The organism is bacterium (assembly GCA_039961635.1).
Classification (GTDB): domain Bacteria; phylum 4484-113; class 4484-113; order JAGGVC01; family JAGGVC01; genus JABRWB01.
Map to the genome: position 1 here is coordinate 1 of JABRWB010000095.1, position 25,664 is coordinate 25,664.

The 25,664-nt window shown below is 57.5% G+C and carries 25 protein-coding genes and 1 rRNA gene; 7 read left to right on the forward strand and 19 right to left on the reverse strand.

Annotation, left to right across the window (positions count from 1 at the left end; translation table 11 throughout):
* Nucleotides 1-221: 221 nt before the first annotated feature.
* Nucleotides 222-419, reverse strand: a complete 198-nt coding sequence (locus tag HRF49_12030) for a DUF2283 domain-containing protein (GenBank protein MEP0815376.1) — start codon at nt 417-419, stop codon at nt 222-224.
* 68 nt (nt 420-487) lie between these two features.
* Here HRF49_12030 and HRF49_12035 point away from each other — a divergent pair, with 68 nt between their 5' ends.
* Entirely contained in the window at nt 488-1,309 is an 822-nt protein-coding gene (locus HRF49_12035) for an NTP transferase domain-containing protein (GenBank protein ID MEP0815377.1), read from the forward strand.
* Here HRF49_12035 and HRF49_12040 read toward each other — a convergent pair.
* Complete coding sequence (locus tag HRF49_12040) at nt 1,306-2,439, reverse strand: pyridoxal phosphate-dependent aminotransferase (protein ID MEP0815378.1); 1,134 nt, start codon at nt 2,437-2,439, stop codon at nt 1,306-1,308. The two genes, HRF49_12035 and HRF49_12040, sit on opposite strands and share 4 nt — an antisense overlap.
* Before the next feature lie 105 nt (nt 2,440-2,544).
* On the opposite strand from HRF49_12040, the gene HRF49_12045 reads away from it, so the two are divergent.
* Together HRF49_12045 and HRF49_12050 are read left to right on the forward strand one after the other, a co-directional pair.
* Entirely contained in the window at nt 2,545-4,002 is a 1,458-nt protein-coding gene (locus HRF49_12045) for a cysteine--tRNA ligase (GenBank protein MEP0815379.1), read from the forward strand.
* Between the two features lie 61 nt (nt 4,003-4,063).
* A complete protein-coding gene (locus tag HRF49_12050) occupies nt 4,064-4,402 on the forward strand; it encodes an STAS domain-containing protein (protein MEP0815380.1) in 339 nt (112 codons plus the stop codon).
* Nucleotides 4,403-4,410: 8 nt separating this feature from the next.
* Here HRF49_12050 and HRF49_12055 read toward each other — a convergent pair whose 3' ends face one another.
* From HRF49_12055 to HRF49_12110, 12 genes are all read right to left on the reverse strand, one after another.
* The gene (locus HRF49_12055) at nt 4,411-5,037 is read right to left on the reverse strand and encodes a hypothetical protein (GenBank protein ID MEP0815381.1); all 627 of its coding nucleotides are present in this window, start codon (nt 5,035-5,037) and stop codon (nt 4,411-4,413) included.
* Between the two features lie 48 nt (nt 5,038-5,085).
* Nucleotides 5,086-6,132 carry a hypothetical protein gene (locus tag HRF49_12060; protein ID MEP0815382.1) on the reverse strand — a complete coding sequence of 349 codons (1,047 nt, stop codon included), beginning with the start codon at nt 6,130-6,132 and terminating at the stop codon, nt 5,086-5,088.
* A 4-nt stretch (nt 6,133-6,136) separates the two neighbouring features.
* On the reverse strand, nt 6,137-6,586 hold the full coding sequence (locus HRF49_12065) for a PspC domain-containing protein (protein ID MEP0815383.1): 450 nt from the start codon (nt 6,584-6,586) through the stop codon (nt 6,137-6,139).
* Complete coding sequence (locus HRF49_12070) at nt 6,583-6,804, reverse strand: PspC domain-containing protein (protein ID MEP0815384.1); 222 nt, start codon at nt 6,802-6,804, stop codon at nt 6,583-6,585. Before HRF49_12070 ends, HRF49_12065 begins: the two co-directional genes overlap by 4 nt.
* 2 nt (nt 6,805-6,806) lie before the next feature.
* Nucleotides 6,807-7,793 carry a hypothetical protein gene (locus HRF49_12075; protein MEP0815385.1) on the reverse strand — a complete coding sequence of 329 codons (987 nt, stop codon included), beginning with the start codon at nt 7,791-7,793 and terminating at the stop codon, nt 6,807-6,809.
* Nucleotides 7,794-7,797: 4 nt separating this feature from the next.
* Complete coding sequence (locus tag HRF49_12080) at nt 7,798-9,264, reverse strand: DUF4097 family beta strand repeat protein (protein ID MEP0815386.1); 1,467 nt, start codon at nt 9,262-9,264, stop codon at nt 7,798-7,800.
* Nucleotides 9,261-9,824, reverse strand: coding sequence for a hypothetical protein (locus HRF49_12085; protein ID MEP0815387.1), 564 nt, complete (start codon nt 9,822-9,824; stop codon nt 9,261-9,263). Before HRF49_12085 ends, HRF49_12080 begins: the two co-directional genes overlap by 4 nt.
* Nucleotides 9,821-10,384 carry a zf-HC2 domain-containing protein gene (locus tag HRF49_12090; GenBank protein ID MEP0815388.1) on the reverse strand — a complete coding sequence of 188 codons (564 nt, stop codon included), beginning with the start codon at nt 10,382-10,384 and terminating at the stop codon, nt 9,821-9,823. The genes HRF49_12085 and HRF49_12090 overlap by 4 nt, the downstream gene beginning before the upstream one ends.
* A gap of 18 nt (nt 10,385-10,402) precedes the next feature.
* On the reverse strand, nt 10,403-10,978 hold the full coding sequence (locus tag HRF49_12095; GenBank protein ID MEP0815389.1) for an RNA polymerase sigma factor: 576 nt from the start codon (nt 10,976-10,978) through the stop codon (nt 10,403-10,405).
* Nucleotides 10,979-11,187: 209 nt separating this feature from the next.
* Nucleotides 11,188-12,300, reverse strand: a complete 1,113-nt coding sequence (locus HRF49_12100; GenBank protein ID MEP0815390.1) for an AI-2E family transporter — start codon at nt 12,298-12,300, stop codon at nt 11,188-11,190.
* Between the two features lie 87 nt (nt 12,301-12,387).
* Nucleotides 12,388-13,152, reverse strand: a complete 765-nt coding sequence (locus HRF49_12105) for a sigma-70 family RNA polymerase sigma factor (GenBank protein ID MEP0815391.1) — start codon at nt 13,150-13,152, stop codon at nt 12,388-12,390.
* A 116-nt stretch (nt 13,153-13,268) separates the two neighbouring features.
* Nucleotides 13,269-13,694: a hypothetical protein gene (locus tag HRF49_12110; GenBank protein ID MEP0815392.1), complete on the reverse strand. Its 426-nt coding sequence runs from the start codon at nt 13,692-13,694 to the stop codon at nt 13,269-13,271.
* Between the two features lie 180 nt (nt 13,695-13,874).
* Between HRF49_12110 and rrf the strand changes: the two genes are divergently transcribed.
* From rrf to HRF49_12130, 4 genes are all read left to right on the forward strand, one after another.
* Nucleotides 13,875-13,991: ribosomal RNA gene (rrf, locus tag HRF49_12115) — 5S ribosomal RNA — on the forward strand.
* Between the two features lie 424 nt (nt 13,992-14,415).
* Nucleotides 14,416-15,351: a 4Fe-4S dicluster domain-containing protein gene (locus HRF49_12120; GenBank protein MEP0815393.1), complete on the forward strand. Its 936-nt coding sequence runs from the start codon at nt 14,416-14,418 to the stop codon at nt 15,349-15,351.
* Nucleotides 15,344-18,469, forward strand: coding sequence for a Ni/Fe-hydrogenase cytochrome b subunit (gene hybB / locus HRF49_12125; GenBank protein MEP0815394.1), 3,126 nt, complete (start codon nt 15,344-15,346; stop codon nt 18,467-18,469). Before HRF49_12120 ends, hybB begins: the two co-directional genes overlap by 8 nt.
* Nucleotides 18,470-18,595: 126 nt before the next feature.
* Nucleotides 18,596-19,954: a NapC/NirT family cytochrome c gene (locus HRF49_12130; protein MEP0815395.1), complete on the forward strand. Its 1,359-nt coding sequence runs from the start codon at nt 18,596-18,598 to the stop codon at nt 19,952-19,954.
* Between the two features lie 17 nt (nt 19,955-19,971).
* Here the strand turns inward: HRF49_12130 and HRF49_12135 are convergent, their stop codons facing one another.
* The 5 genes from HRF49_12135 to HRF49_12155 all read right to left on the reverse strand — a co-directional run bounded on the left by HRF49_12135 (nt 19,972) and on the right by HRF49_12155 (nt 25,629).
* The gene (locus tag HRF49_12135; protein ID MEP0815396.1) at nt 19,972-20,652 is read right to left on the reverse strand and encodes a hypothetical protein; all 681 of its coding nucleotides are present in this window, start codon (nt 20,650-20,652) and stop codon (nt 19,972-19,974) included.
* Nucleotides 20,645-21,562, reverse strand: coding sequence for a cytochrome b/b6 domain-containing protein (locus HRF49_12140; protein MEP0815397.1), 918 nt, complete (start codon nt 21,560-21,562; stop codon nt 20,645-20,647). The genes HRF49_12135 and HRF49_12140 overlap by 8 nt, the downstream gene beginning before the upstream one ends.
* Nucleotides 21,555-22,511: a hypothetical protein gene (locus HRF49_12145; GenBank protein ID MEP0815398.1), complete on the reverse strand. Its 957-nt coding sequence runs from the start codon at nt 22,509-22,511 to the stop codon at nt 21,555-21,557. Before HRF49_12145 ends, HRF49_12140 begins: the two co-directional genes overlap by 8 nt.
* Nucleotides 22,508-22,804, reverse strand: a complete 297-nt coding sequence (locus tag HRF49_12150) for a hypothetical protein (protein ID MEP0815399.1) — start codon at nt 22,802-22,804, stop codon at nt 22,508-22,510. Before HRF49_12150 ends, HRF49_12145 begins: the two co-directional genes overlap by 4 nt.
* Before the next feature lie 158 nt (nt 22,805-22,962).
* Nucleotides 22,963-25,629 carry a prolyl oligopeptidase family serine peptidase gene (locus tag HRF49_12155; GenBank protein MEP0815400.1) on the reverse strand — a complete coding sequence of 889 codons (2,667 nt, stop codon included), beginning with the start codon at nt 25,627-25,629 and terminating at the stop codon, nt 22,963-22,965.
* Between the last annotated feature and the right edge of the window lie 35 nt (nt 25,630-25,664).

A 25,664-nucleotide genomic window follows, 5' to 3' on the forward strand; every position in this document is an offset into this window, starting at 1 on the left:
CGCCGATCGCGCCCTCGGCCATCACCAGCCCCCGCGACGGAAGCTTCGCGCTCGCGCCCGCGGGCAGCCGCAGAATCGTCCACGGGCCGATATTTTCCAGCCTGGCTTTAAATTTAACGGGCGGCATGTTTGCGTTCCCCGCTGTTGATTACCCGAAATCCGCGCGCCTTTGTGTCTTCGTGTCTTCGTGGTTTATTTCGGGCGGCTGCCAGCCGCCCCTGCTAAATCGGAATCGCGGTCGTTTCGAGCTTCGTCAGCTCGGCCACCTTGCTTGCGTTGTCTATGTCAATCCCGACAATCTTCCCGTCGCTGTCGAAGTCCACGACCACTCCGGGCGCTATTTCGAGCGAATCCGCCCCGGCCTTCTCCGAGAGGTCGATGTACAAAGAATCGGTATCCGAGTAGTACTTAATCTTCATTTCCGTCACCCAACGTTGTAACTGCTAACTGTCTAACTGTCAACTGTCAACCTGTTCGGGCGCACGCAGTGCGCCCCTACTATAATTATCCCGTGGACATCCGTTCGCTCAAGATCATCTTCACCTGCGGCGGCAGGCTGGCCCCGCCGCTCGCGTCCCGCGCGCCCGGCGGCGTCAAGGCGCTGCTGCCCGTCGGCGGCCGCTCGCTGCTGGAGCACGCAATCCGCGCCGCGTCCGTATTCAGCGGCTTGCAAGTATCCGGCGCCGCGGTCGTCGGCCCGCCGAAAACTGCTTCCGCCATGGACGCGATCCGCATTTCCGTTTCGCCGCCGTTTGAAATCCGATTCGCGGCCGAAGGTGAGACGGTGCTTGACAACATGCACGCTGGCGCGGCGGCGCTTGCGGACATGACGGGCGATAGGCTTCTGATTATTTCGCCCGACCTGCCGTTCGTATCGGGCGATGCGCTGTTGCGGTTTGCGGCTGCGGTGCCGGAGGGCGCCGACCTTGCGATGCCGCTCGTGCGCCGGGAGGATTTTTTGGACGAATTTCCGGGCGCGCCGAACAAGTTCGTGCGGCTCGTGGAGGGCGAGGTGACGCTGGGCAGCGTGCTATATATTAAAGGCGATGTTTTGCGCAAAAACACCGCATTATTCCAGGATGCGCATAACGCGCGGAAGAATCCTGCCAAGATCGCGGGGATGCTTGGCGCGATGTTCGTGATGAAGCTTTTGGCGGGCCGCTTATCGCTGTCCGAAATCGAGCGCCGCATCGGCCAGCTCACGGACGCGAAGGTGAGCGCGGTGTTTCCGTCCGCCGCCGCGCTTGCGTACGACGTGGACGACGAGGCGAACCTGCGCTACGCGGAGGAGCGCATAGCCAAACGCTAACCGGTCAGATCGCGCAACGCGCTGGCGAGATTGGCGAGCCCCTGCCGCGTCTCGGCTTCCGGCGCGCCGATGGCCAATCGAAAATGTTTCGACATTCCGTCGAAAAACCTGCCGGGGACGATTGTCGTATCGTACTTATTGCGAAGATGCATAAAAAGCCCGTCCGAGTCCAGGGAGGGGGCTGTAATTTTCGGGAAATAAACGATGCCCGCGCCCGGATCGAAGCACTCGATTCCCGGCGCAGTTGCGAGCCAGTCGAGCAATAGCTTCCGGTTTGCTTCCGCGCGGGTTTTGGAATGCGCAGTGAACCGGTCAAAATTCTCGAAAACGCGGGTTGCAATAAGCAGCGTCGGGAAACTCGAATTGCCTACTGAATAATCGATGCACCGGCGCATACGCGAAATAAGCTGCGGATTTCCAAGCGCCCATCCTGCGCGCAGCGTGCCCAGCCCGTAAACCTTCGTCAGCGAGCTTGTCGTGATTATGTTGTCTGCAAGCAGGCCCGCGGGCGCGCGGCCGTCAAACCAGAAGTCGAGATAAACCTCGTCAACTAGAGCTACTCCGCCGCGGCGGGCCATAATATCCGCAAGCGCGCGTATTTCCTCGTGCGACAACGTCGCACCGCTTGGATTGTGCGGGCTGGTCAGGATCAACAGCTTCGTTTTTTCGTCCGCGATTCTTTCTAGCTCCGCGGCGTCAATTTTCCATCCGCTTTCGTAATCGCGCGCTATTCGCTTCACTTCGACGCCGAAATACCGCCAGAGCGAAATCAGAGGCTCGTAGGTCGGCATCTCGACGACTACGTTGTCGCCGGGGCGGACGAACGCCATCGCCGCGAGCATGTTCGCGTGGCTCGTTCCTGTTGATGCGACAACGCGGTCCGGCGACGTCCCGTGCCGCTCCGCGACTAGCGCCTCGTACCGTCGCAGGAACGCGAAATCCTCGACGGTGACTGGCAGATCCGAGATGTCGAGGCCGAATTCCTCCGGCGTGAGCGGGGATAGCCCGCTGCGGGCAAGGTTTATCTTCGCTCCGACGATGTTCGCGCGCGCCCAGTCTATGTAGCTCTCGCCTGAGTCCGCGCGTCCGGCCGCGGCCTGGGCCGCGCCCGCGCTGAAATAAGTGTTCATGCCGCACCTCACGGGCGGGCACTTTATCACCGGGCGGCGACCTCGTGCTATACTTCGGCTCTCCCGAGGCCCATTTGCGGCTTCCGGCCGGTTTTGGAGGTTCCGTTGGCACTGCAGATCTTCAACACGCTCACGCGCAGGAAGGAGGAATTCATCCCGCGCACCCGCAATTTCGTCCGCATATACACGTGCGGGCTGACGGTGTACGACTACATGCACATCGGCCACGCGCGCACGTACATATTTTGGGACGTGTTCCGGCGTTACCTTTATTTCCGCGGCTACGAAATGATCAGCGTGCTCAATTACACCGACATCGAGGACCGCATAATCACGCGGGCGAACGAGCGCGGGATCGACTTCCGCGAGCTGACCGACGAGTTCATCGAAGCGTTCGATGAGGACTGCGACGCTCTCGGCATAATTCCGTACACCGTGCAATGCCGCGCGACCGACTACATCCCGGAAATGATCGAAATGGTACGCGCGCTCGTGGAAAAGGGATACGCGTACGAGATCGACGGCGACGTTTATTTCGACGTTCACAAGTTTCCGGGCTACGGATCGCTTTCCGGGCATAACGTGGAGGATTTGGAGGCGGGCGCGCGGGTGGAGGTGGACGAGCGCAAACGTCATCCCGCCGATTTCGCGCTGTGGAAGGCGGCGAAGCCGGGCGAGCCGACGTGGGATTCGCCCTGGGGCCCCGGCCGCCCCGGATGGCACATCGAGTGCAGCGTGATGAGCAGCCATTTCCTCGGGCCGCGGATGGACATCCACGGCGGCGCGGTGGACAACATGTTCCCGCACCACGAAAACGAAATCGCACAGAGCGAGGCGTATTTCGATCTCGCCGGTACGAAGGAGCGCTGGTGCAATTATTTTATGCATCCGGAGCATCTTTTGGTTGACGATGTCAAAATGTCGAAATCGCTCGGCAATTTCATCACAGCGCGCGCTCTTCTTGCCGAGCATGACGCACGCGTTATCCGGCTCGCTTTCACGCTCAATCATTACCGCACGCAGATGAGCATCAGCACCGAGGGCCTTACCAGCGCCGCCAGCGCGCTTTCGCGCATAGACAATTTCGTGCGGATCGGCTACGGGCGGCTTAAGGCACTAGAGGAGTCAAAAACAGAGGCGGATGAGAATGCGCCGCTCGCGGAGCTGGCTGCCGGTTTGCACGATAAGTTCGTACAGGCGATGGACGACGATTTGAATTGCCCCGCGGCGCTGGGCGCAATTTTCGATTTCATCAAGTCGGCCAACCAGCGCGGCTGGGAAAGCTGCGACAATCCGGCAGACATTTTCCTTTCGCTCGCAGTCATTGATGAGCTACTGGGCGTCCTGGGGATTGGCTCGGCGGCTGATTCCGGCGACAAGGCCGTCGGGGGAGAGATTGTCGGCGGTTTGATGAATCTGGTACTCGAAATCCGCAAAAAGGCCCGCGCCAGCCGGGATTTCGCCACATCGGACGCAATCCGAGACGGGCTTTCCGCGCTCGGAATCACAATCGAGGACACGGCGGACGGCGCAAGGTGGCGGTACAGTCCGGAAAGTAGTTAAAGTCCGGGTTTTGGCAATACGATAACCGGCATGTATAATGGCGGCTCTGGAGCAGCAAGGTATGATTGTTTTCGAGGAACACGGAGACATTCTGGTCATCACGCTCATGGGCGAGATGACGATTTCGCGCATATCGCTCATCAAGGACAAGCTGGACGCGTTCAAGGTGGAGCGCTTCAACAAAATCGTTGTCAACCTCGAAAAGCTGACGTTTATAGACAGCTCCGGCCTGGGCACGCTCGTATTGCTTATAAAGCAGGTCAAAAACAACTTCGGCACCGTCGTGCTCTGCTCGCCCCAGGTGCAGGTGATGAAGCTCATCGAGATGGTGAAGATAAACAAATACGTCGAGATAAAGGAAAACCTCGACGAAGCGCTGAAGTATCTGCAGGGGATTTAATCCCCTTCCTACGGCCAATAATCCTCGGTGACGTACAAAAACTCCCCCGCGCCGATTTGCAGGTGGTACACGCCGCGCAAAACCAAATCCTCGTGCGGGTAGTAGCTTTCGAATTCAAACAGCTCATCGTCTCCGTTGAAAAACATGCTGTATCCCTGCTCGTAGAACCGCATTTCATAGCGGTTTTCCTTGGAATGGAAAATAATCTCGTACGGATAGGGCACCCAGTTGATCATGTCCTGCATGTACGTGGTGTAGCTCATCCGGTCGGTGTCATAGGCGCGGATTTCCTTTATCACCGCGCGGCCGTCGTAGCCGCAAACGTTATGCCGCGACGTGAAACGCTTCGTGGACGGAAAGAAGTCCATTTTTATTTTCTTCACGCCTTGCCGCGTGCGCCACTCCCAGTAGAAGTAGCGCTCCTGGCAGATCGCGTGGGGCGGGCCGTAGCGGTCGACCGCGTCGCGCATCGTGGACTCGCCCGGCATAAGCCCGTCGATGACTTTCACCAGCGTGCGCTGGTATTCGAGCGGGAACGGATTGTAGAAAACGCGGATTCCGGGCTCGCCTTGCGCGTATGCTGACGAGCAAAGCATCGCCGACGCCAACGCCGCAATCAAAATGGACTTGCGCACGATTGATTATACCCCCGGCGGCGCGATTTCGGCGGGTTCAGGGACGCACTATGCTTCGGTTCCGTCGGAAGAAGCCTCGCCCGCGGGCGGATCCTGCGGCGGCTCCGCCGCAGGAGCAACCTCCGCGGTATCGTCCGACGGCTTGTACGGCTCGATTTCTATGCTTCCCGCGCCGTTGTTCACTTCCACGTGAACGCGGTGCGGCGGCCCATCGTAAAATCCGGGGGCGAAGTACGCGCCGCCGCGCTCTTCTACGTCGTCGGTCGAGAGCGCGACCAGTCCGTTGCGTTCGATTGTCAACTCCACTCCGGGCGGCAGAAGCAGCTTAACGCTGGATGCGCCGGAGTTCACGTCGATCCGCGATTCCTTTTCTCCGGATGACGGAAGCACGATGCGGACGTCGGCCGCGCCGCAGTTGATTTCCATCTTGTCGCACACGAGATGAAAAAGGTCGAGTTCCGCGTCGCACGCGCCGGTGTCGAATTCGAGATCGTACGCGGGGCCGCGCGCGAGCAGCACTTCGTAATTAGCTTTCCGGGACGAGGTTTCGAAGATATGTTCGTTGCGCGAAATTTCGACTGACAGCTTGCCGTCGCGGAATTTATCCTTGATTTTCGGCGCAGGCTCGCCCGTTTCCGCGCTGACGCTGACCACGGGACCGGCGGAATCATCATCGGCGGGGCCGAGTGTTATATCCGCCGCGCCCGTCGCGAATTCAAGCTCTACGCGCTCTACCTCCTCGCCATCCGGAGCCGACGACGAAAGCTCGGTTTGGATCAGGTTTACCGTGCGGTGCCCGCGCAGCCAGGACAGCCATCCGGTGTCCTCCGTTTGCGAAGGCGAATATCCCGTAAGAACCCAGGCGAAAACGCCGGCAACCGCAAGCGGCGAAAGGTAAACTACGGGCCAAGCGGGGCCGCGCTCGAAAATCACGTTGATTCCCGCGGTGATTAAAAGCACCGGCCACCAGCGGGCAAGCTCGCCCCAGACCCCCCACTCCACAACGTCGAACGTGTTCAATAAAAACGTGATCCCGGCGCACAGGAACAGCACGCCCGTAGTCAGCCTTCCTGCGAAATGTCTTTTTCCGTTCATATCTTCACTTCCTGGTAATGATGTACGCGCCGAGCGCGATAAGCGCCGCGCCCGCCGCGTACTCGATGGGGATATTCGGGAATCCGATGCGCAGCGCGAACAGCATCCCCAGCCCGATCAGCGCGAATCCCGCGATGCGGCGCCTGCCCGCTTCCGCTCCGGCGGCGACTGTTCCGCCGGCCGTGCCGACAGCAGCCCCCCCCCCGTGGAGATCGCCGCCAATGGATTCATGTGACGAGTATTCGTCCGAAACATGAACGAATCCTGTCTCCTCTTTTGGAACGAGTATCATCATAATCACATAGGCGACAAATCCGATCCCGTTCACGAACGCGGCAACAATGAAAATAAGCCGGACGAGCAATGGATCGGCGTTCAAGTATTTCGCGAGCCCTCCGCAAACGCCCGCGATCCACTTGTCGGTGCGCGATCTTGTGAGCTTCCGATCGTTCATCTCGCATCACCCGCGCCGTTGACCGACGCCCGCGCCGCGGCTTCGCGGGGAATCACAATCCACGCGCCGAGGTATAACAGGAGCGCCCATCCCGAAACGAGAACCGCGCCGAGCCAGATCAACCTTACGATGCTGGGATCGAGGTCGTACACTTCCGCGATTCCGGAGCAAACACCGCCCAGCACCCCGCCGCGCTTTCTGTAAAGCTTTTTTTCCATTTTCAGTACCTCACGATTTCGAACGAGGAAAGATTGGCCTCGAACTTTATTTCAACCTTGCGCTCCGCCGCTTCGAATCCGGGGGTGCGCCACTCGCCGTTTGTTTTTTCCAGGCCGGCTCGCGAGAGCTGCGCCGAGCCGAGGTTGGATTCTCCCGCGGCGCGGATGCCAGTGTCGGACGGTACAAGGACGGTGAGCTTGCCCGCATTCACTTCCACGTTCACCGTGGATTGCTGCTGAAGCCTGCCGATTTTCACGGTCACCTTGCCCGCGTTGCCTTCCAAATCCACACGCTCCACTCGGTAGGCGGAGAGGTCCAGGTCGGCAAGGCCCGCGTTCGCTTCCACCATGAATTCAAGCGGCACGGCATCAGTGAAACGCAGGTTCCAGGTGTTGTCTCCGCCCCCTAACAGGTTTACTCCGCGCTGGCCGACACGCAACGAAGTGACTATCCCGGGATTCCACGTTATTTCCGGCTCCATTATGGACGAATTCACATCCGCTTCGAAAAATCCCGCAGTGCGGCCGCCGATCTTCAGCACGCCCGCGTTGAATTCGATATCCACCTTGCCGCGCTGCACGCCGTCCGGCATTTCGCGGATTAAATGGTATGCGGAAATCTCGCCGGCGGCGGCGCCGCCGGACTCCGAATTCACCACGACCCGGCATCCGCGCCAGCCGTTGCGCTCGCGCCGCAAAATCATATCGAGGCCGATTACGATCAAAAGCACCGGCCACCACCTGTAGATGTCGCCCGAAAAATCCACAGGGACGAAGTTGTCATACACGAGAAAGCCGCCCAGCGCGATTTGCGCGACTTGGAACGATTTCGACTGGTCGTCGCGCTCCCAGTTGTTAATCCCGCGTATGACGAAAATTAACGGCCAGCAGCGCATAAGAATGTCGAACCACTCGCCCCCCCAGTGTATGGCAAGGATGATTGCGAGTCCGGCGATTACAAGAAGCGCTCCGAAGAAGTTCACTTTCAACCTTTTATTCCTCCTCCACCGTGATGTTGCCGGTGCCCGCGGTCAGCTTTGCGGTCACTTCCCCGTCCCCCCAGGATAGGCTCGCCCCAATACCTTTGCTGACTGGATGTGCGTTTGCGGCGTCAAGCGATATTTTTCCCGCGTTCGTCTCGGCGGTAATGGATAGCTTGTCCAGACGCGAGGCGCCGAGCGCGAGATTTCCGGTTGTCACCTTTGCGGTGAGCGATTCAAGGTCGCCCGCGTCGGTGCCGCGCACTGTTAAATTCCCGACGCCGCATGCCAGCTCGACTTCTCCCTTCACGCGCTTAAGCGTTGCGTTTCCGTTGGCAACTCTCGCCGTTACTCCGGCTTCGATACCGTCTGCGATCAGCTCGCCGGTGCCAAGCCTGATTGTTGCCGCGCCGTCAATGCGTGAAATCGTCACGTTCCCTGCGGCGACGCTGCAAGTAAAATCTCCCGTAACTCCGGTGCAATCAAGGTTGCCTGCTCCGATTGACACTTCGGCGTCGCCGTCTATTTCATCCAGTATAACGTTTCCTGTCGCGGCGATTTTGATGTCGCCCTCGAAGCCGTAAACCGATGTGTCACCCGCGGTGATTGTTACTTCGGCATCGCCGTCGATGTTTTCGAGTTCAATACGGCCGACAAAAACGGTTGCAGTCAAAGGCCCGTTCAAATTGGACGCGAACATCGCGCCCCGAGGTAGCTCAAAATCAAAGTCGCCGTCGAGGTCTGAAGCAGAAATATCGTTGTAGCTGCCCCGCAGAACGACCGCGACGCCTTTGGGAACCGTTATCCTGCCTCGCGCACCGGCGTATGCGGAAATGTCTCTGTTTTCAAGATCGCGATCGCCTATTTTCAGAACAAGCGTCGAATCCGTGATTTTTTTACTTATTTTGAAGTTTGCCGCAAATTCCTCGAATTCCCCGTCGCTTCCCTGCTCTGCGAACAGCTCGACATCCGCCGACAGCTCCCCGCCCGAAACGAACTCGAACGTGCCCGGCCAAAGCCGGAATTCGACCGTTGTGGCCCCTTCCAAATCGAACGTTTCAATACCTAGTTTCTTCGAATGCATGGGAAACTCCGGGCTCAAGTTTTTCAGCTTGGAGCTTCCCGCGATGTCCGAAAGCTCCGTATCGCGCGTCGCCCCGAGCTTAGCGATGTCAACGCCGGAGGACGAAATCGAGTCCGCCATCTCTTCGCCAAGACCGTGCATTTGGCGGGCCAGCTCTTCCATGGCGCGCGAGAATTCCGATGCCCCTTCTGCGATTCCCTTGCCGCTTTGCGCGAACTCTCTTCCGATTTCTCGGCCGGCCTCGCCCAGCCTTCGGCCGGTTTCGCCAATCTGGTGGCCGATGTCCGGATTCCTCCTCTTGAAGAAGAAATCAGGATGATTGTCGAAAACGGTACGGTTGATGAAAAGCCCCAAAAAGAGCCAGATCAACAGAAATAATATTTCGCGCATCTTCATTTGCCTTTTTCTCCGTCAGCCGGATTTCCGCCGGGAGCCGCGGCCTTGCGCCCGCCGTTGTCCGACGAAACAAGAATCACTCCAAAGATCACCAGGATCGCGGGGACGATCCATTCAAGCCTCAGCACTCCCTTGAGCGGACCGGGCAGAAGCCCCACGCCGAAAAGGATCAGCAGCAAACCGGCATAAAGCCTTCCCGAAGAGTACGAAAGCCCAAGGTCATCCTCGGTCAAGAGCCGCTTGAATCCATCCCATGCTCCGAACGCATAAACAACCAAGCCGACGGCGAACAATTCCTGGCTCATCGCGTAAACGAACAAAATGAATATCGCCGCCGCCTTGAGAAACTCACCGCGAACAAGCTGGCCGAATCCTGGAATGATCAGTGAAAGGATTCCCGAAGCAGGGCTTATCTCTTTCGAGCGCGATTCCCGCTCAGCCTTGCACCTGCGGCAGATGCCTCCCGTTCCCGCTTCGGCGATGCATGTCACACAAAGCGGTTTGCCGCAAACGGAGCATTCGCCCGCGGCCTCAGTTTCAAGATGGTAAAAGCACTTCACGCAAGCCCCTCCGTCGCCGGAACCAGAGAAGTTTCGGCCTGGCTGGATTCGTCTGAACTTTCTTCGTTATTCCGTGGCTCGCCCAGCAGCGCACGCGACAGCCCCGAGATCGCTTCCTTGCCTTTCGCAATCGCGTTCGAGAAAAAGTCGGCGGAATCGCGGTACTCGTTCCCTATGTATTTCGCACTTGCGCCTGCATAGTCCCTCAAAACGTTGCCTGCGGGAGTGGCCGAAATCAAGCCGAACGAAACCGCAAGCAGAAAAATGCTGCCCGCCGCCGCATAGCGCCAGTCGGGAATGAACCGCTCGGCGAGCCGTTCGAACATGGTCTTTTTTCTGGCCTGCTCGACGATAACGGCGAAAATCCTGTTTTCGAGAGCGATGTCGCGGTCGGAAGTCTCGGATTTAGACGCTATCGCGCCGATGGCCCGGACTTCTTCAAAGTAGCGCGTGCAGTCCGCGCACCTTTTGAGGTGCATGCTGACCATACGCATCCCGTCAATTTCCAGAGCGTCGTCGGAATACGCACTCACAAGCCTTCTGATTTCGGAGCATTTCATATCGTTTCACCTTCGCGGCTAATCGGATGCAAGACTCAACAAGTCGCCGCCGGGCACCAGCCCCTTGACGATTTCAATCCACTTCTCCCTGGCGCGGGCCAGACGGCTTCGGACGGTCCCGACCGGGATTCCCGCGGCGCGGGCGATCTCGTCATATTCCATGTCTTGGAACTCGCGGAGGATGAGGATTTCACGCAGCTTCGGCGGAAGCTTTTTCAGCGCGGCCTGGACTATTTCGGAGCGTTCCCGCCCCTTCATTTCGGCCTCGTGTTCGCCCGCTTCCCCGAGCGAATATTCCACGTCCTCGAGGTCGGTTCCGATGTGCTTCTTGTTCCTGTTCCAGGATTGGCGGCATTCGTTCACGACGATCGATGCCATCCACGAGTAGGCCTTCGAAGCGTCTCGGAGGGAGCCGATGTTGCGCCAGACTTTGATATACGCTTCCTGAAGCGCATCTTCCGCCAGCGTTTCGCTCGACAAATAACGCCGGGCGAGACCCATTAGCGGCGTCGTGGTGAGCTTGATAAGCTCGCGCCATGCCCGCTCGTCCCTGTCCGCACAGGCTAGAACCAGACTGGTTGGAATCTGAACCATCCGCCAAAAGGCCCATGCCCGGCGAGTCCGGGAGGAGCCCCCTTCAACTCTATCCCCAAAATCACCGGTGCGAAAGCCCTGGGGCGGCCTTGCACCTTTCAAGTTGCGCGGAGGACTTGCGCCTCCATGGTCTTTGATGGGGAGGGATGGGGCAAAAGTTCCATTTACGGCTGCCTTGCCAAAAAAGTCCGCCGTTTATTGTCGCGGCCTTATTCCGCGGCGGCGGCGGCTTCCTCCGCGCCGCCGTTCTTGCCGAGATATATCTCGACGATTACCTTGAGCACCGCAGTGATTGGGAGCGCCAGCAGCATCCCGACTATTCCGGCGACATGCGCGCCTATCATCATCGCGATTATCACGGTCAGCGGGTGCAGCTTCATCGAATGTCCCATAATCCTTGGAGCGATGAAGTAGTCATCGAGGACGCGGATCACCGCGAGGAGAACCACTACTTTCAGCGCCAGCCAGGGGCTTTCCGAAAGCCCCAGCACGACGGCCGGGATAAATCCGATAATCGGACCGACTATCGGAATGAGACCGGTCAAACCGACGAAAGCGCCCAAAAAAAGCGGATACTTGACGCCGAGAATCGCAAGTCCCAGCGCCGCGAGCATTCCGTAAACCAGGCAGAGCAGGATTTGGCCGCGCACGTAACCGCCAAGCGAGATGTTAATCTTGTCCAGCGCTTCGGACACAATCGGCCGGACATCGGCTCCGACGAGTTTTAGAGCGCTTTGCCTGAAAATACGAGAGTCTTTCAGAAAATAATACGCCGAAATAGGCACGATGATTAGCCCGAACAGGAAACCGCCGACCGAGTTGACAAAGCCCACGCCGCGTGTGAAAACTTGGCCGACTACCTGGGGCAAGTTTCCTTCGAGGTATTTGAATACTTGGTCTATCCAGCCTTGCAACGACCACGTTCCCGTTTGTCCGGTGCCGAATCGAGTAAGGATTTCGTTGATGAAGACCTCTATTTTGCCCAGCGTTTCGGGAAGACTTGCGATGAAAAGAGTGAATTCCGCGGAAAGCGTCGGGATCAACAGCAAGCCCAGCCCGAGCAATCCGAGCAGGAACAGGAATAGAACGGCCAGGATAGACATCTGCCTGCCCATTTTCGTCCTGGAGCGGATGAAATCGGTAGGGGCGGCGGCGAGATAGGCAAGAAGCACGGCAAACGTGAGATAAATAAAAAGGTGGCGGATGAAGTAAACGAACGCGAAAAACAGGATTACCGAGACGACGATCATCAGCCGGCGGGCGAAAATCGCCTCCGACTTGCGCTTGACATCAATTTCGGACGTTTCCTTCCTTTCCATCATTCCTCCGGCCAGTAAAGGCCGCATGTTGGATTGACCGGCGGCGGTTTTGGTTCCATCGCGGGCGCCAATCGTGCTTCCGCAAACCGATCAAAATTCGAAATCCTCCTCGCTGGCCATCGTTCTGAGCTTGGCAAGCGCGGTGCGCTGGATTCGCGAAATACACATTTGGCTGGTGTCCAGTTTATCCGCCACTTCCTTTTGAGTCAGGCCGTCGAAGAACCGCAACCTTATCACTTCGGATTCGATTTTGGTCAGCCGGCCAAGTACGAATTTCCAAGCGAGCTGTCTGTCAAGCTCGGAAGTGTCTTTGAGAGGCACCTTTTCGCTCGAAACGAACTGGCCGTACTCCTCGTCGCCGAAGTTGTCGTAAAACGACTTCGGATTGTAAGCGCTGCCCAATTCCATCGCCTCGATCACTTCTTCGTCGGTGAGCCCGGTCGCGGCGGAAATGTCCTTGACGGACGGCTCCTGCCCCAGCTTGGCCGCGAGCAGAGATTGCGCCGTGAAAACGCGGTGACTAAGCTCTTTGAGCCTGCGGGGGACGTTGACAGCCCAGCGTTTGTCCCTGTAATGGCGCTGAATTTCGCCTCGAATCGTAGGAAAGGCGAATGTGGAAAAGCGGTTGCCCGTTTCTGGATCGTACCGGCGGATCGCGAGCAGAAGCCCGGTTAAGCCCACCTGCCGTATGTCTTCAAAGTCGGCGGGGGAAATGTTGAAGGTCTTCATAATGCTGTAAACGAGCTTTTCAAATCGCTTGACCAGCGCCGCCTCAATTTCCGGCGAAGGATGCGACTTGTACTCGCGGAAAAGTTCGAGTTCTTCGCTCTCTATCTCGGTCGGTTCGCTTGCCATAAGGCCTGTTAAATCCCGCGCGGGGCAGGGACGCCTATTCTACCAATTCCGGAAATGCGCTTGGAACGCGCAAAAGGGCCGGAAGACCCGGCCCGGGTATCTCGGTTGGATAGCGGCTAGGATTCGCCCCGGTAGCCGCCCGGCGTGTCGAATTTGCGCGGAAACGAAATGCCAAGCTCGATGTTCTGCTCGCCGGCGACGTTGACGATTTCCACGCCGGTGCCTTTCTCCCGAAGGAGCATCAAAACGGGGCTTTGGGTGACCTTGCGAAGGGTACGGCTGGGGTCGGTGAGGGTGACCACCGCCCGGTCCGCGTCCACCTTCCACCTGACGCTGACTTGTCCTGCGGCGTCCCTGGCCCTTGCGACGATGTCGAGGAAAGCCTCCGAAACGGTAAGCTTGAGATCCTCGATCTCGCCCGTGGTCATGTCCCAAAGGTTGCCGATCCCCGCCACGAACAGGCGAAGCACGCTTGCGTACTCCTCCGCGGCGGGAAGCTTTATGTCAATTACGTGTTTCGAAAAGGCCTCAGTTTTGATCATGACTAATCAACTCCGGATAATTGCGGAAAGGCGAGGCTTAAGGCCTACCCCTCCGAGCAAGTTATACCCATTCCGCAATCGCCCGAAACAGATAGCGGAGATTTTCAATCGCGGTTTCTTTTGGCATCTTGCTATCCACGCTCTTGACAAACACGGATTCCCTTGTTAAAATACGCGCGCTTTGGTGTCGATGGCGCGAGGGTCACACCTGGTCCCATCCCGAACCCAGCAGTTAAGCCTCGTTGCGCCGATGGTACTTGGGGGGCGACCCCCTGGGAGAGTAGGTAGTCGCCAGAGCATTTAGCCCCGCTTTGCGGGGCTTTTTTTTTTGCTCGATTCGCGTATCGAATGCCGGTGGAGCATCGGGATCAGCCATTCCTCCTCTTCCCATCAATTTTGCCGAGCTTAGAATGTGCGAATGTGAGAGCCCACGGAAATCGAAGCGCCACAATATTTCAAACCGGTAATCCATATCCGAAATACCATCTTGTGAAAAATCCTGTCCTTTGGCGCTTATGCCGCGAGGCCTCCAGGTCGACGCCGCCAGCTTGCTGGCTGCTCAATACAGGTGAATTCTGTCACAAACGGTATCGGGCAATGTGGGTAATCCGGATATCAATATACTAAGTATGAGATTACCGGTTGCTTTTTGCACAAGCTGGTTTCTCACAGGCAATCCCGTCAGCCGGTTCGAGGAGGTGTCGCCCCGACGGGGACAGAAATGACAGATTCTTCACGGCGAAAATTCCTGAAAACGGCGGCCGGCGCGGCCGCGGCAGCGGCAACTCCTTCCGCAGCCCTTGCCTCCAGCGGAGCAAAGGGCGCGGTAATGCCCAATTCATTCGGATGCTTGTTCGACATCACGCAGTGCGTGGGCTGCCGGAGCTGCGAGGAGGCATGCAACATCGCGAACTCGCTCCCTGCGCCTGACAAGCCGTTCGACGATCCCACGGTTCTCGATCGGGAGCGCAGGCCTAGTTCGAAGGCATTCACAGTTGTGAACCGCTATTACCCGAATCCTCCCGACCTGCACAACGAGCTCGTTCCGACGTTCGTCAAGGTGCAATGCATGCACTGCAACAAACCTTCGTGCGTTTCGGCCTGCATAGTGGGTGCGATGGAGAAAAAAGAAGAAGGGCCGGTTTTATATGACGCTTCCAAGTGCATCGGCTGCCGCTATTGCATGGTTGCATGCCCGTTCCAGATTCCGGCATACGAGTATCACAACTCGCTTACGCCCGAAGTGAAGAAGTGCAACTTTTGCTTTGAAAAGTACACGAAAAACGGAGAATGGCCTGCCTGCGCGCGCGCATGCCCCCGCGAAGCCATGCTATTTGGCAAGCGCGACCAACTGCTGATTCATGCCAGGAGGCTCGTGAAAAAGCATCCCGAAAGATATTCTCCTCATATATACGGAGAATATGAGATCGGCGGCACATCTTGGATGTATCTTGCAAACGTTGATTTTGAGAAAATCGGCTTTCAGAACCTGAAACCCGAGCCGATTCCGCTTCTTACCGAAACACTTCAGCACGGGATTTTCAGATACTTCCTTCCTCCTCTCGCGCTGTACGCGCTTCTTGGCATCGTGATGTTTGTCAAGGGTGAAAACGGAGAGAAGGATGAAGGAGCTGATGAGGGTGGCGAAGATGAATAACGGGAGTTCCACTCATAAGGAGTTTGTCGAGGATGCCGCGCCCGCCCGGCGTCCGTTTTTCACGACCGGCGTTTGGGTTCTCGTCGTTCTCGCGCTTGCCGGGGCGGCTGTCGCCCTCTGGCGGTTTTTCTTCGGCATCGGCAGCATATCCAATCTTGACGACCAGCATCCATGGGGGCTTTGGATCGGAATCGACGTCGCGACAGGAGTTGCTCTGGCCGCCGGCGGTTTCACGACCGCCGCTCTGGCGCATATTCTTCACCGACATAAATACCACGTAATAACGCGCCCCGCGCTTCTTACCGCGCTTCTTGGCTACACCTTCGTCGCCATTGGGCTGCTGGTTGATTTGGGCCGCTATTACAACATTTGGCATCCGATAATTCCTTATTACTGGCAGGGCAATTCGGTGTTGTTTGAGGTCGGCCTTTGCGTTATGTTTTATTTGACCGTCCTATACATCGAGTTTTTGCCCGTTGTATGCGAGCGGTTCATCGGCGCGGTCAACCTTCCCGGCGCGCTTGCGCGGCTGAATAAAGCGGTGGATTCGATGCTGCGCTCGTTCCTTTCCGGTCTGAACAAAGTGATGTGGGTGTTCGTGATTTTGGGGGTCGTGCTTTCCTGCCTGCACCAGTCTTCACTTGGCTCGCTGATGCTGATCGCCCCATACAAGCTCTCTCCGCTCTGGTATACGCCAATTTTGCCGCTTCTTTTCCTTCTTTCGGCGATTGCGACCGGGTACCCAATGGTCATTGTCGAATCCATGGTGGCGGCGCGCAGCTTCGGATTTCGCCCCGAAATGAAAGTGCTGTCCCGGCTCGCGGCCATCACGCCCTGGCTGCTTGGAATATATCTCGCGCTCAAGGTGGGAGACTTGTTCGTTCGCGGCGCGTGGGTGCTTTTATTCGAGCCAACGCCGGTGACTTTCTCCTTTTGGGGAGAGATCACGATCGGCGTGATAATTCCTTTCATACTTTTTCGAATTAAGGAAGTCAGAAACGACCACGGACTGTTGTTTACCGCGGCGTTTATGGTCGTCCTCGGCGTCGCATGGAACAGGGCCAACGTATTCATGATCGGTTACAACCCTCCCCACGAAGTCAAGCAATACGTGCCGGCTCTCGGCGAATTAGCGGTGACGGTCGGGCTTATTTCGACGCTGATTCTTGTCTATCGCTTCGTCGTAAACAACTTCCCCGTGCTCGCGCGCGATCTGGTGGAGGAGGCGCGCAAATCCCCCAAATGGCGCAAGTACGGCTCGGCTGCAATGGCAATTTTGTTTTCGGTGCTCGCACCGGCGTTTTTGAATGCGCCGGCGGATGCGCAGCCCGGAGACGGCGCGTCGGTGGGCTCATACCGCGGTCCCAAAACAATCGAGATGGAAACGATGGAGCTCGACTTCCCCTATGACAAATACGAACCGGTCAAGTTCAGGCACAAGTTCCATGCTCAAATTATCAAGGACTGCTCCATTTGCCACCATTATTTCGAGCGTCACGACGATCTGGCCCGCGAAATCGGAGTATCTTGCGAGGGCTGCCATTCGGGGAAGGGCGGCCGCGCCGCGTATCGCGCTCTTTCCTGCAAAACCTGCCACAGCCCCGAATTCGGCCGCTCGAATTTCGAGCGGCCAAGCCTAAAGGGAGCAATCCACCGTCAGTGCATAGACTGCCATATCAAGTCGGCCGCCGGCCCCGTGACGTGCCAGGAATGCCACATAAAAAATGTTCCGGATCACGCCGCATACATATCGGAGTACAATGGCGCCAAAACATGCGAGAAATGCCATCCGGGCAAGATCGCGGAAGTGGTGAATTCAACCCACTACACGCTGACATCGAAGATTCCAATGGATTTCCTGTTTCTGGACGAGGATGCGACAAAGCCCGCGCCGGTTGGAAGGGCCGGAATGATCCAGCACCCCAGCCCTTATTGGATGTCAATCCCTCAACTGAACTGGTTATACGTCGTTGAAGATGATCCATCCACCCCGTACTTGGACGCGGTCGGCGGATGCGGCCAGTGCCACGCGGGTACCGGATTGATGCCGTACACGGCTTTGGGATTTGAAATTGCGCCGGAAGACGAAGTCCAGAACGTCGATTGCCTGGTATGTCATTCCAAAAGCTACGAGCGAAAATACTACGCGTCGGTGTCCGGCGGGAAGCTGGTATTGAGTCAAGGCGGACCGATCATCCGAACGATACCGGTGGTGGACGGTGTTCCCGACTATTCGGTTTACACCGATGCGGCAAAGGATATCGGCCATACTTCCGCGGCCACGTGCAATCGCTGCCATGGGGAAAAAGCCGACAAGCACAGGCTGATCGCGGGCGATTCCTACGCGTTTAAGCGCGGCGTGGGTTTCGCGCAGTCCTCGGATGTGCATGCGGCACTGGGACTCACGTGCAGCGAATGCCACTACGGAGGCGGGCACACGTATAAAAGGAAGCTATCCAGCGACCTTATGACTTATTCCAACGCCCGCTTGGAGGAAGGCTGCCTGGACTGCCACAGATTCGCGCACAACGCGGATTCGATAACGCCCATGGTGTCCAAGGTTGCCTGCACCGCTTGCCACGCGAAAAGCACGGGGGGCATTGTTTCAATCGACTTTTCCAAAACGGTCGCCGATGGAGAAAACGGACACAAGCCGCACACCGATGTGGCAACCGAAGTTGCATCGCCCGATTGGAATCCTGAATTCCACTGGTATGCCGCAAAAGTCAAATGGCCCGACATCCCGATAGGTTCGAAGTACGATGGGATTTTATATCCTTATAAGAAAATCACGGTCAACCTTCCCGTGGATGAGCAAGGCAACCAGATTTTCCTCAGGCACAGCGTACTTGCCGAGGGCGGCTCGGTCGAGGATGCCATCGCCGCGGGCCACGACGATTACCACAAATATATCGCCAAATTTCACGGCAATCCGATTTCTTTTGGCCTGCCGCCGCTTCCCGGCCCGTTCGCGGGATTCGAAAAGCGAAGCTTCCTTTATACGTTCAGCCACGGAATTTCGGTGAACGGCGCGCGCAAGTGCGGCGAATGCCACGGCTCAAGCGCAGCGCTGGACTGGAGCTCACTGGGAATGAGCGACCCTAATCCGCAACCGTAGCAGAATTGGAAGGCGCTATCCCAACCGCCGCAATATTAAACATTCAGGAGTACAAATACCCGATTCATTGAAATCCGTTTCACAAGTTGTTACGATTTCCGGCGCCGCTGGAGGCGGATCGGTTTCATGGTTGAAACGAAACGGAAGAATCATTTCCAACTTGGAAAGCGCCTGCTTAAGTACGCCGGCATCGCGTTGCTGGCGCTGATCGTTTTTACGACGGCGGGCGTCGAATACTCGCACAAACCCAGCTTTTGCAGAAGCTGTCACATAATGGAGCCATATTACAAGGCCTGGCAGGACAGCTCGCACAGGAACGTCGCCTGCGTGGACTGCCATTTCGAGCCTGGTTGGCGAAACGAGCTGACGGGCAAGTTCCAGGCTCTAACACAGCTTGTCACCTATCTTAACGGCACATACGGCACCAACCCGTCCGCGCAGGTAAAGGACGGAAGCTGCCTGCGCAGCGGTTGCCATGAAACCCGGTTGATCGAGGGACCGATCGAGTTCAAGCGCGGAATCAAATTCGACCACGCGGCGCATCTGAATAAGCCGGTGCGCGGAATCACCCTCAAATGCACCTCGTGCCACAGCCAGATCGTTCAGGGCAACCACATGTCGGTGACCGAAACGGTCTGCTTCACCTGCCACTTCAAAGGCAACGTGAGCGAAACAAAGGTGCGCGACCAAAAATTCTGCACCTTTTGCCACAATCCGCCCGAAGGCCCGATTAAAGTGGGTGACCAGGAATATCGTCACGATTATTACGTATCAATCGGAGTTGCCTGTCAGCGCTGCCACCAGGACGTGATCCGGGGCGAAGGCGAAGTGAGCTTGTCGCGTTGCATCCAATGCCATCCCGAAGAGGACAAGATGGGCAAGCGCCATGATTTCGAGTTCATGCACAACAAGCATGTAACCGAAGTCAAGATAGAATGCTTCGACTGCCACGACGACATCAAGCACCACCTGCCTGAAAAGGGAAGTCCTCCCGTAACGAGTTGCAAGGTTTGCCACGAAGCGACCCACGACGCGCCAACCAAGCTCTACCTGGGAATCGGCGGCAAAGGGATGGACAAGCCGATGCCCGCGCCGATGTACGTGTCGCAGGTGGACTGCATCGGTTGCCACACCGAGGAGGCCCGCTTTGTCAAAGGCACGCATCCTGTTACCTCCAAGGCGAGCATCGCTTCCTGCGTGACGTGCCATCCATCCGGAGGGAAGGAAGCTTACGACAACTGGCGCAAGGCGATTCCTTCCATGCTCGCAAAGGTCGAAACCAGGATGCCCAAGGCGGAAGCACGGCTGAAGGCGATTCCGGACACCGACCCGAAGCGGGCCGAGTTGGATGCCAAGGTTGCGGACGCGAAGTACAACTATGACTTGGTGGTGAACGGGGACGCGATTCACAACATCCGGTATGCCGAAGCGTTGATGGACAAAAGCGCCGAGATGCTGGACGAAGTGATCAACTACAAGCCATAGCGGTAATCGACGCGCGGCTATTCGAACCGTATGCTGCGTTGCGCGTGGCAACTCATGCAAGGCTGCTGGCCGTGACACATCGTGCACCGCGCCGGATCGCCAAGCACCTGCGAAGGATGGATGCGCAGGTAATCATCGGGGTGGGGCATCTGTAATCCATGGCAGTCTATGCAGAAGCGGGTCTGGCCGTGGCATTCCGAACAGCTTTTCAAGTCTCCGCCCGTTTTGCCGTGCATGTTTATGAATCCCTCGACCTTGTGGCTTTCGGGCTTCAATATCTGAACGTCTTTGTGGCAGGTCTTGCACGAAACAGGGATATTCCTGTCGGCGTGGCAGGCGATGCAGTCTTCTTTGACGGGCGTATATACGAGAGCGCCGTCGTTTCGATGGCAGGTGTGACAGACGATGCCTTGCGCGAAGTGCTTCTGATGGCTGAAAATCAGGTTAGGATCTTCGGTCAGAAGCGCGCCTTTGGGGTGACAGGTCCAACAGAGGTTAACGTCTTCCGCCAAATGTGCCGCCGCGAGGACAGGCGCCTTCGAAGATTCGAAAATCCTCTTTTCCACTTGTTTGGGCGAAAATTCGGGCTTCGGCGTAACAAACAGCGAGCGCTCCTCTTCCTTGATTTTCACGCAGCCGAACAAAGTCAAAGCCGCCGCCAAAATGAGAACCGCTGCAATCGCGTTCCGGTTATTCATCAGCAGCCTCCTGTTGCGGCCCGCTGGAAGGTGCAGCCTGGTCACGGTTTTCGACACCGCCGCTTGCCAGATACGCGCGCCAGGCGGTTTCAAGCTCGTGCAGCTCGTCCGCGTGATGGTGCTCCATGGATTCGCGGTCCTCGATTCCGGTCAGCCACACCGGATTTTGCGGAAAGACCGCCGGGTGGAGATGAACGTTGAACAGGTGCCAGATGACGATCGCGAGCGCGGCCAACAGCGCTTCGTAGTCATGCAAAAGGACGCTCGCAGGAAAAGTCCACTCGGGAAGGTAATGCTGTGCGAAGACCGGAAACCACAAAACCAGTCCGGTCAGAATCATCACTGAATTGCCCCAGACGACCGCCCAGTATTCGAATTTCTCGATGTAATTGTAGCGGGCGAATTTGGGTCGTTTTTTCAATCCTATAAAGAACAACATGTTGTCCCAGACGTCTTTGAAGTCGCGGCCCTTCGGAAGCATTTCCGTCGATCGCTTGCCCTTCCAGAATTCGTATGCGAGAAAGACGACATGGTAAATTGAAACGGCGATAAGCAGAACGCCGCAGAAGCGGTGAAGTATTCCCGCTCCCTTGACTCCGCCCATAAAGAACATAAGAACTTTGCTTGCGGGCGACTCGGCGAATTTGAGCGGCCATCCTGTCAGTACCAGCCCGCCGAATCCGAACATGAGCAGGAAATGCTGCAAGCGGTGGTGGTAATTCCAACGCTTGTACCAGACCAGCCGGCCATCGCCGTCGAAACGAGCATGTTCGAGCTTCGGATTAACCTTTCCGGGTCTGCCCAATTCCCGCACGAGCTCCCGGTATCGCTCGTCAAGCGCGCGACTTGCAGCCCGCCTCTCGGCTTTTCTGCGGTCGGTCCGCGACCTTCTCTCGGGTTCGCTAGCCATGACTCCTCCCCGAGATGAAATGTCTGATGAAATCCAAAAGCATATGGAACAAAAACGCGCCCATCGAAGCGAGAATCAACCAAAGGTATACTTTTTCAACGATCAGCAAAACCCGCTTCCAGGACTTTTCCTCTTCCCTGTGGCTGAACGCCTGCGCGAATCCGTACGACGCGCCGATATGGCATTTGCCGCACGTGCCCGAAAGATTTCGATCGTTCACCTGGCTGCGCGGGTCGTTTTTGGCGTAGATGTCGTGCACGCCGTGGCAGGACGAGCAGACCGCGACGGACTCGAGGCTTCCAAGCTCCTGCTTCTTGCCGTGGAAGCTCTCCTGGTAGCTTTCCATGGGGTTTTTCAGCCCGAACTTGTCCACGATCGCGGTTTCGCTATGGCACTCGGTGCAGGTGAAAGGCTGATTGTGCAGATTGACGGGCGAATCGGGTGCGTCAACCTTCACAATGTAATGGTTGCCGTGGCAGTCGATGCAGTCGGCGGCAAGAGTATTGCCGCGCTCCAGGATGTCGGTTCCGTGGATTGAGCCGCTCCACTGCTCGGCTACCGCGGTGTGGCAACTCGCGCATGCGGCCGCGGCTTCCGGATCTCCGGGGCGCTTTTGCGCGAGCCGCTCGAAGCCGGGAGGCGCCTTCGTTTTACCGTGATGGCCGCCCTTCATGGAGATGTGGCAGGCCGTGCAACCCAGATCGCCGTGAACGGATTTCTCGAATTCGGTTTTGTCAACGAACAGCCAGCGCCGTCCGCCGCCCGGCAGCTCCAGATAAAGCTTCGTGTCCATGTGACACGGCGCGCAGCCTTGCCCGCCGGTCATGTCGCCCGTGACATAGGACGGCTGCGTTTTTGCAGGTTCGGTTTTGGGATCGTCAGAGGATTGCGCGGCCGCGGCGCCTGCTGAAAGCAGCAATATCAACAAGGCGATAGGGAAGCGCATCATTCCTCGCGCCCCTTTTGCCCGCTTCGGTGCTTTAGATAATACGCCGCGCCCGCCATCGAAGCGCAGAACGCGATGAAAATACAGAAGAAGGCCATCGTGCCGATCGCTCCCCCGATGAACCAGCCGATTTTGCCCCAAAGCTCGGAGTTGTAGTCCATTCCTAGGCGCGCGAAAAATCGGTAGCCGCCGTACGCTCCGTAGAGCAGTGTAAGAGGGATTCCGAACACGACAAAGAGGAGCGCGCCGACCGCCGCGCCCCGTTTCGTAGCCCGTTTGAAGCCGTCTCTGTCCATTCGGTAAACTGGCCGCCGGGCCTATGAGGCGCGGCTTGCCGGGATTGCGGCCCGAATCGCGGCCGCGCAAGCTGCAAACAGCCCGCGGAAATTATAGTCCCGGCGCAATGAATACAGTATTTTTCGTACCGCTTTGCCTGTTTTTCACGAGAGGCGAGCTAATCCGGATATTTTCCCGCCTTAAAAGTATCCGCGTACATCAGGCTGTCGTCGTAATTCCAGTCTGCATCGAAAAATCCTAGCGCTTTGGCCCCCGCTAGGCCGTGCCGGGCGATGCCCGCGCGGTCGGCCACGAGAAAATCGGGCAGCGAACTGCCGGAATACAGCGGCGTAAGCGCGGAGCAGACCGCCAGCGCGTCTTCATCCGCGGCGATGTTGACGAGAATCAAATTGTAATCGCCGTAAGGGCTTGGATAGACCATTTCGACCGCCAGTCCGTCGCCGGAAATAAACTTATCGCCAAGCCGGACTCCATGCTCATCGTAATTGAATGGAAGTGCCGCCTTCAAATCTTCCGGAACATCGTCCCAGGTGCCGACAAGAATCAGGTTTCGCTTTTTGTCGGCTTCGGACAGCTCGCTCCAGTATTTCACCGGCGCGTAGCCGTTGCCGCGGTACCACCACCGGATCGCGGTGTTGCGGCACAGCTCAAGCGACCTCGGCCTGGTTCCGTTCGAAAGATCGACAACGATAAACGGGCGCATGTAAGCGCGCTTGATCGGGCCGGATCGCTCCGCGTACTTTGGAAGCAGCTTGTAGTCGGGTGCGATTCTCCAAGTGCCATTTTCCTTGACAGCAATGGCAGTTTCAGATTGCGCGTCTGCAGCAAGTTTCTGCCCGTCGATGAAGAGCTTGAATGGCCAACGTCGGCTGTTTTCGGGAATGTCCAGCCTAAGCGCCGAAACATTGCTGGTCTCTATTGTTGCTCCAAAGGGTTTGTGCCAAATCACATTTCCGTTGACGTCAAAAGTGATACTTTCCCTGCTATAAATGTATTTGGCCTTCACACGCGTTTGATCTCCATATTTCTCCTGCCCCAATACGTGAATCCAATAACTTCCATTTGAATTCGCCATATCGTAGCCTGCGAACACCACTTCATCTGTCCAATCGCGCTTCTTATCCTTCATAAACTCCGTTATCTCCGGCGCGTCCACGCAGTCCGCGCCCGGCGTGTCGGGCGACGAGTCCCACCAATGGCCTTCCCCCGGTACTTCCCAAAGTTTCGCGTCGTAGCCCATCTTCTGCAGCTCGCCTACGAGCAGCCGCGCGTGTGTCGCGGGCACGTTGTCGTCCGCGCCTCCGTGCACCGCCATAACCGGCACATTCATCAGGTTCGCCAGAAGCAGCTCGGTGCGATCCGGCGCGTTGCATTTGTCAAGTATATTCAGCACTTCCGGCGGCCCGAATATCTCGCTTGAGCGCATCGTGTAAGGCGTGTAAAGCTGGAACGACGCCCACCCGGCGCTAGGCACCATCGCCGCGAAAAGATCCGGCTGGGTGCATCCGATGTGCCAGCATCCATGCCCGCCCATCGAATGACCCGTGAGAATAACGCGATCTTCGTCTATGTTGAAATTGCGGAAAGCCCATGCGAGCGACTCCATCGCGTCCAGCCTGCCCCAGTCCTGCCAGTCGAATCCGAATTCGCGCCGGTTGGTAGGCGCCATCACGTACGCCCAGTCCTTTTGCGAATACGCGCCAACTTGGCTGTCGCTGTCCACGCCCGCGCCGTGCGTCGAAAATATCAGCGCGTACTTCTTTTCGGGATCGAAATTCAAAGGCGGCAGCACCGAAAGCTTCTGCGCGGAAAAATCCACGCGCGCGTTGTACGTGGTTCTGAAAGCCTCGTTCGGCCGGCGCACCCGGAACTTGACCGAGTACGTTTTCGACCAGCCTTCGCCGCTTAATTCAAGCGGCGCTTCGACCTCGCTTCCCTTCCAGCGATAGCCCAGCATTGAATCCTGCATCTTTGCCTGCATCGGGATTTTCAGAACGCCGAGCGGCGGAATATTTGTTGAATCCGCGTATTGTTGGAAATATCCCAGCCCTTCAACCGGCCCAAGCGATATGCTGACGGTCTGCCATTCGTCCGTGTAATTCACGACGGGCACGCCCGCCGCGTAGTATTCGAACGTCGTGTAGTTGACCAGATCGGGAACGAGAATGTCGCTCTCGATCACTCCGCATGGCTCCGCGGGCGGCGGCTGGAGCTTGAAGGTGATTTCCTCCTCGCCCATATATCCCGAAAGCCCGACCAATATCCGGTTCACGCCTTCGTCCAACACGACCGGCTGGAGCCAGCGACTGCTTCCGTACGGATCGCCCTGGTAGCTGCGCCCGTTGATTGCGAATCCGCCTACGCCGTTCGCCAGAGCGACGGCGCGGCACGCGCGCGGCGCGGTCACATCCGCGTACGCGTACCCGCGCCACGCGATCCCGGCATGCCCCCACTCGTCCATCCGCATTTCCCAGCCGTCGTCGGGCAGGTCCAGCGTTATAGAAAGCTTTCCGCCTTCGCCAGTCGCGATATCGCCCGTCCACCCGGCCTGGCCGCCCGCGGCGAGCACGCTCGGATAGGTCTTGGCGAAGTCCGGCGGCGCCTCGGATACATCCAGGTGCGAGCCGTCCGCCAGCCACGTCGGGTCGGTTCCGCTCTCCCGGGACCCGGTCTCAAACGGGCCGAGGACGCGCCAGGACGCGGGAACCATCTCGTATTCTAGCGCGGGTAGCGCGGCAAACGCGATTCCTGCAAATTGAAGCGCAAAAAGCGCCAATATCGCATTGATTGCGATGACCGAACGGATCAAACGAAGGGTACGCATTCCATTCTCCTTGCAAGGGCACGCTGCTTTCGACC

Coding starts and splice junctions, on each gene's coding strand:
- HRF49_12030 (MEP0815376.1), bottom strand. CDS start 419: ATGAAGATTAAGTACTACTCGGATACCGATTCTTTGTACATCGACCTC.
- HRF49_12040 (MEP0815378.1), bottom strand. CDS start 2,439: ATGAACACTTATTTCAGCGCGGGCGCGGCCCAGGCCGCGGCCGGACGC.
- HRF49_12050 (MEP0815380.1), top strand. CDS start 4,064: ATGATTGTTTTCGAGGAACACGGAGACATTCTGGTCATCACGCTCATG.
- HRF49_12060 (MEP0815382.1), bottom strand. CDS start 6,132: ATGAACGGAAAAAGACATTTCGCAGGAAGGCTGACTACGGGCGTGCTG.
- HRF49_12065 (MEP0815383.1), bottom strand. CDS start 6,586: ATGAACGATCGGAAGCTCACAAGATCGCGCACCGACAAGTGGATCGCG.
- HRF49_12070 (MEP0815384.1), bottom strand. CDS start 6,804: ATGGAAAAAAAGCTTTACAGAAAGCGCGGCGGGGTGCTGGGCGGTGTT.
- HRF49_12080 (MEP0815386.1), bottom strand. CDS start 9,264: ATGAAGATGCGCGAAATATTATTTCTGTTGATCTGGCTCTTTTTGGGG.
- HRF49_12090 (MEP0815388.1), bottom strand. CDS start 10,384: ATGAAATGCTCCGAAATCAGAAGGCTTGTGAGTGCGTATTCCGACGAC.
- HRF49_12095 (MEP0815389.1), bottom strand. CDS start 10,978: ATGGTTCAGATTCCAACCAGTCTGGTTCTAGCCTGTGCGGACAGGGAC.
- HRF49_12100 (MEP0815390.1), bottom strand. CDS start 12,300: ATGATGGAAAGGAAGGAAACGTCCGAAATTGATGTCAAGCGCAAGTCG.
- HRF49_12105 (MEP0815391.1), bottom strand. CDS start 13,152: ATGGCAAGCGAACCGACCGAGATAGAGAGCGAAGAACTCGAACTTTTC.
- HRF49_12110 (MEP0815392.1), bottom strand. CDS start 13,694: ATGATCAAAACTGAGGCCTTTTCGAAACACGTAATTGACATAAAGCTT.
- HRF49_12120 (MEP0815393.1), top strand. CDS start 14,416: ATGACAGATTCTTCACGGCGAAAATTCCTGAAAACGGCGGCCGGCGCG.
- hybB (MEP0815394.1), top strand. CDS start 15,344: ATGAATAACGGGAGTTCCACTCATAAGGAGTTTGTCGAGGATGCCGCG.
- HRF49_12130 (MEP0815395.1), top strand. CDS start 18,596: ATGGTTGAAACGAAACGGAAGAATCATTTCCAACTTGGAAAGCGCCTG.
- HRF49_12135 (MEP0815396.1), bottom strand. CDS start 20,652: ATGAATAACCGGAACGCGATTGCAGCGGTTCTCATTTTGGCGGCGGCT.
- HRF49_12140 (MEP0815397.1), bottom strand. CDS start 21,562: ATGGCTAGCGAACCCGAGAGAAGGTCGCGGACCGACCGCAGAAAAGCC.
- HRF49_12145 (MEP0815398.1), bottom strand. CDS start 22,511: ATGATGCGCTTCCCTATCGCCTTGTTGATATTGCTGCTTTCAGCAGGC.
- HRF49_12150 (MEP0815399.1), bottom strand. CDS start 22,804: ATGGACAGAGACGGCTTCAAACGGGCTACGAAACGGGGCGCGGCGGTC.
- HRF49_12155 (MEP0815400.1), bottom strand. CDS start 25,629: ATGCGTACCCTTCGTTTGATCCGTTCGGTCATCGCAATCAATGCGATA.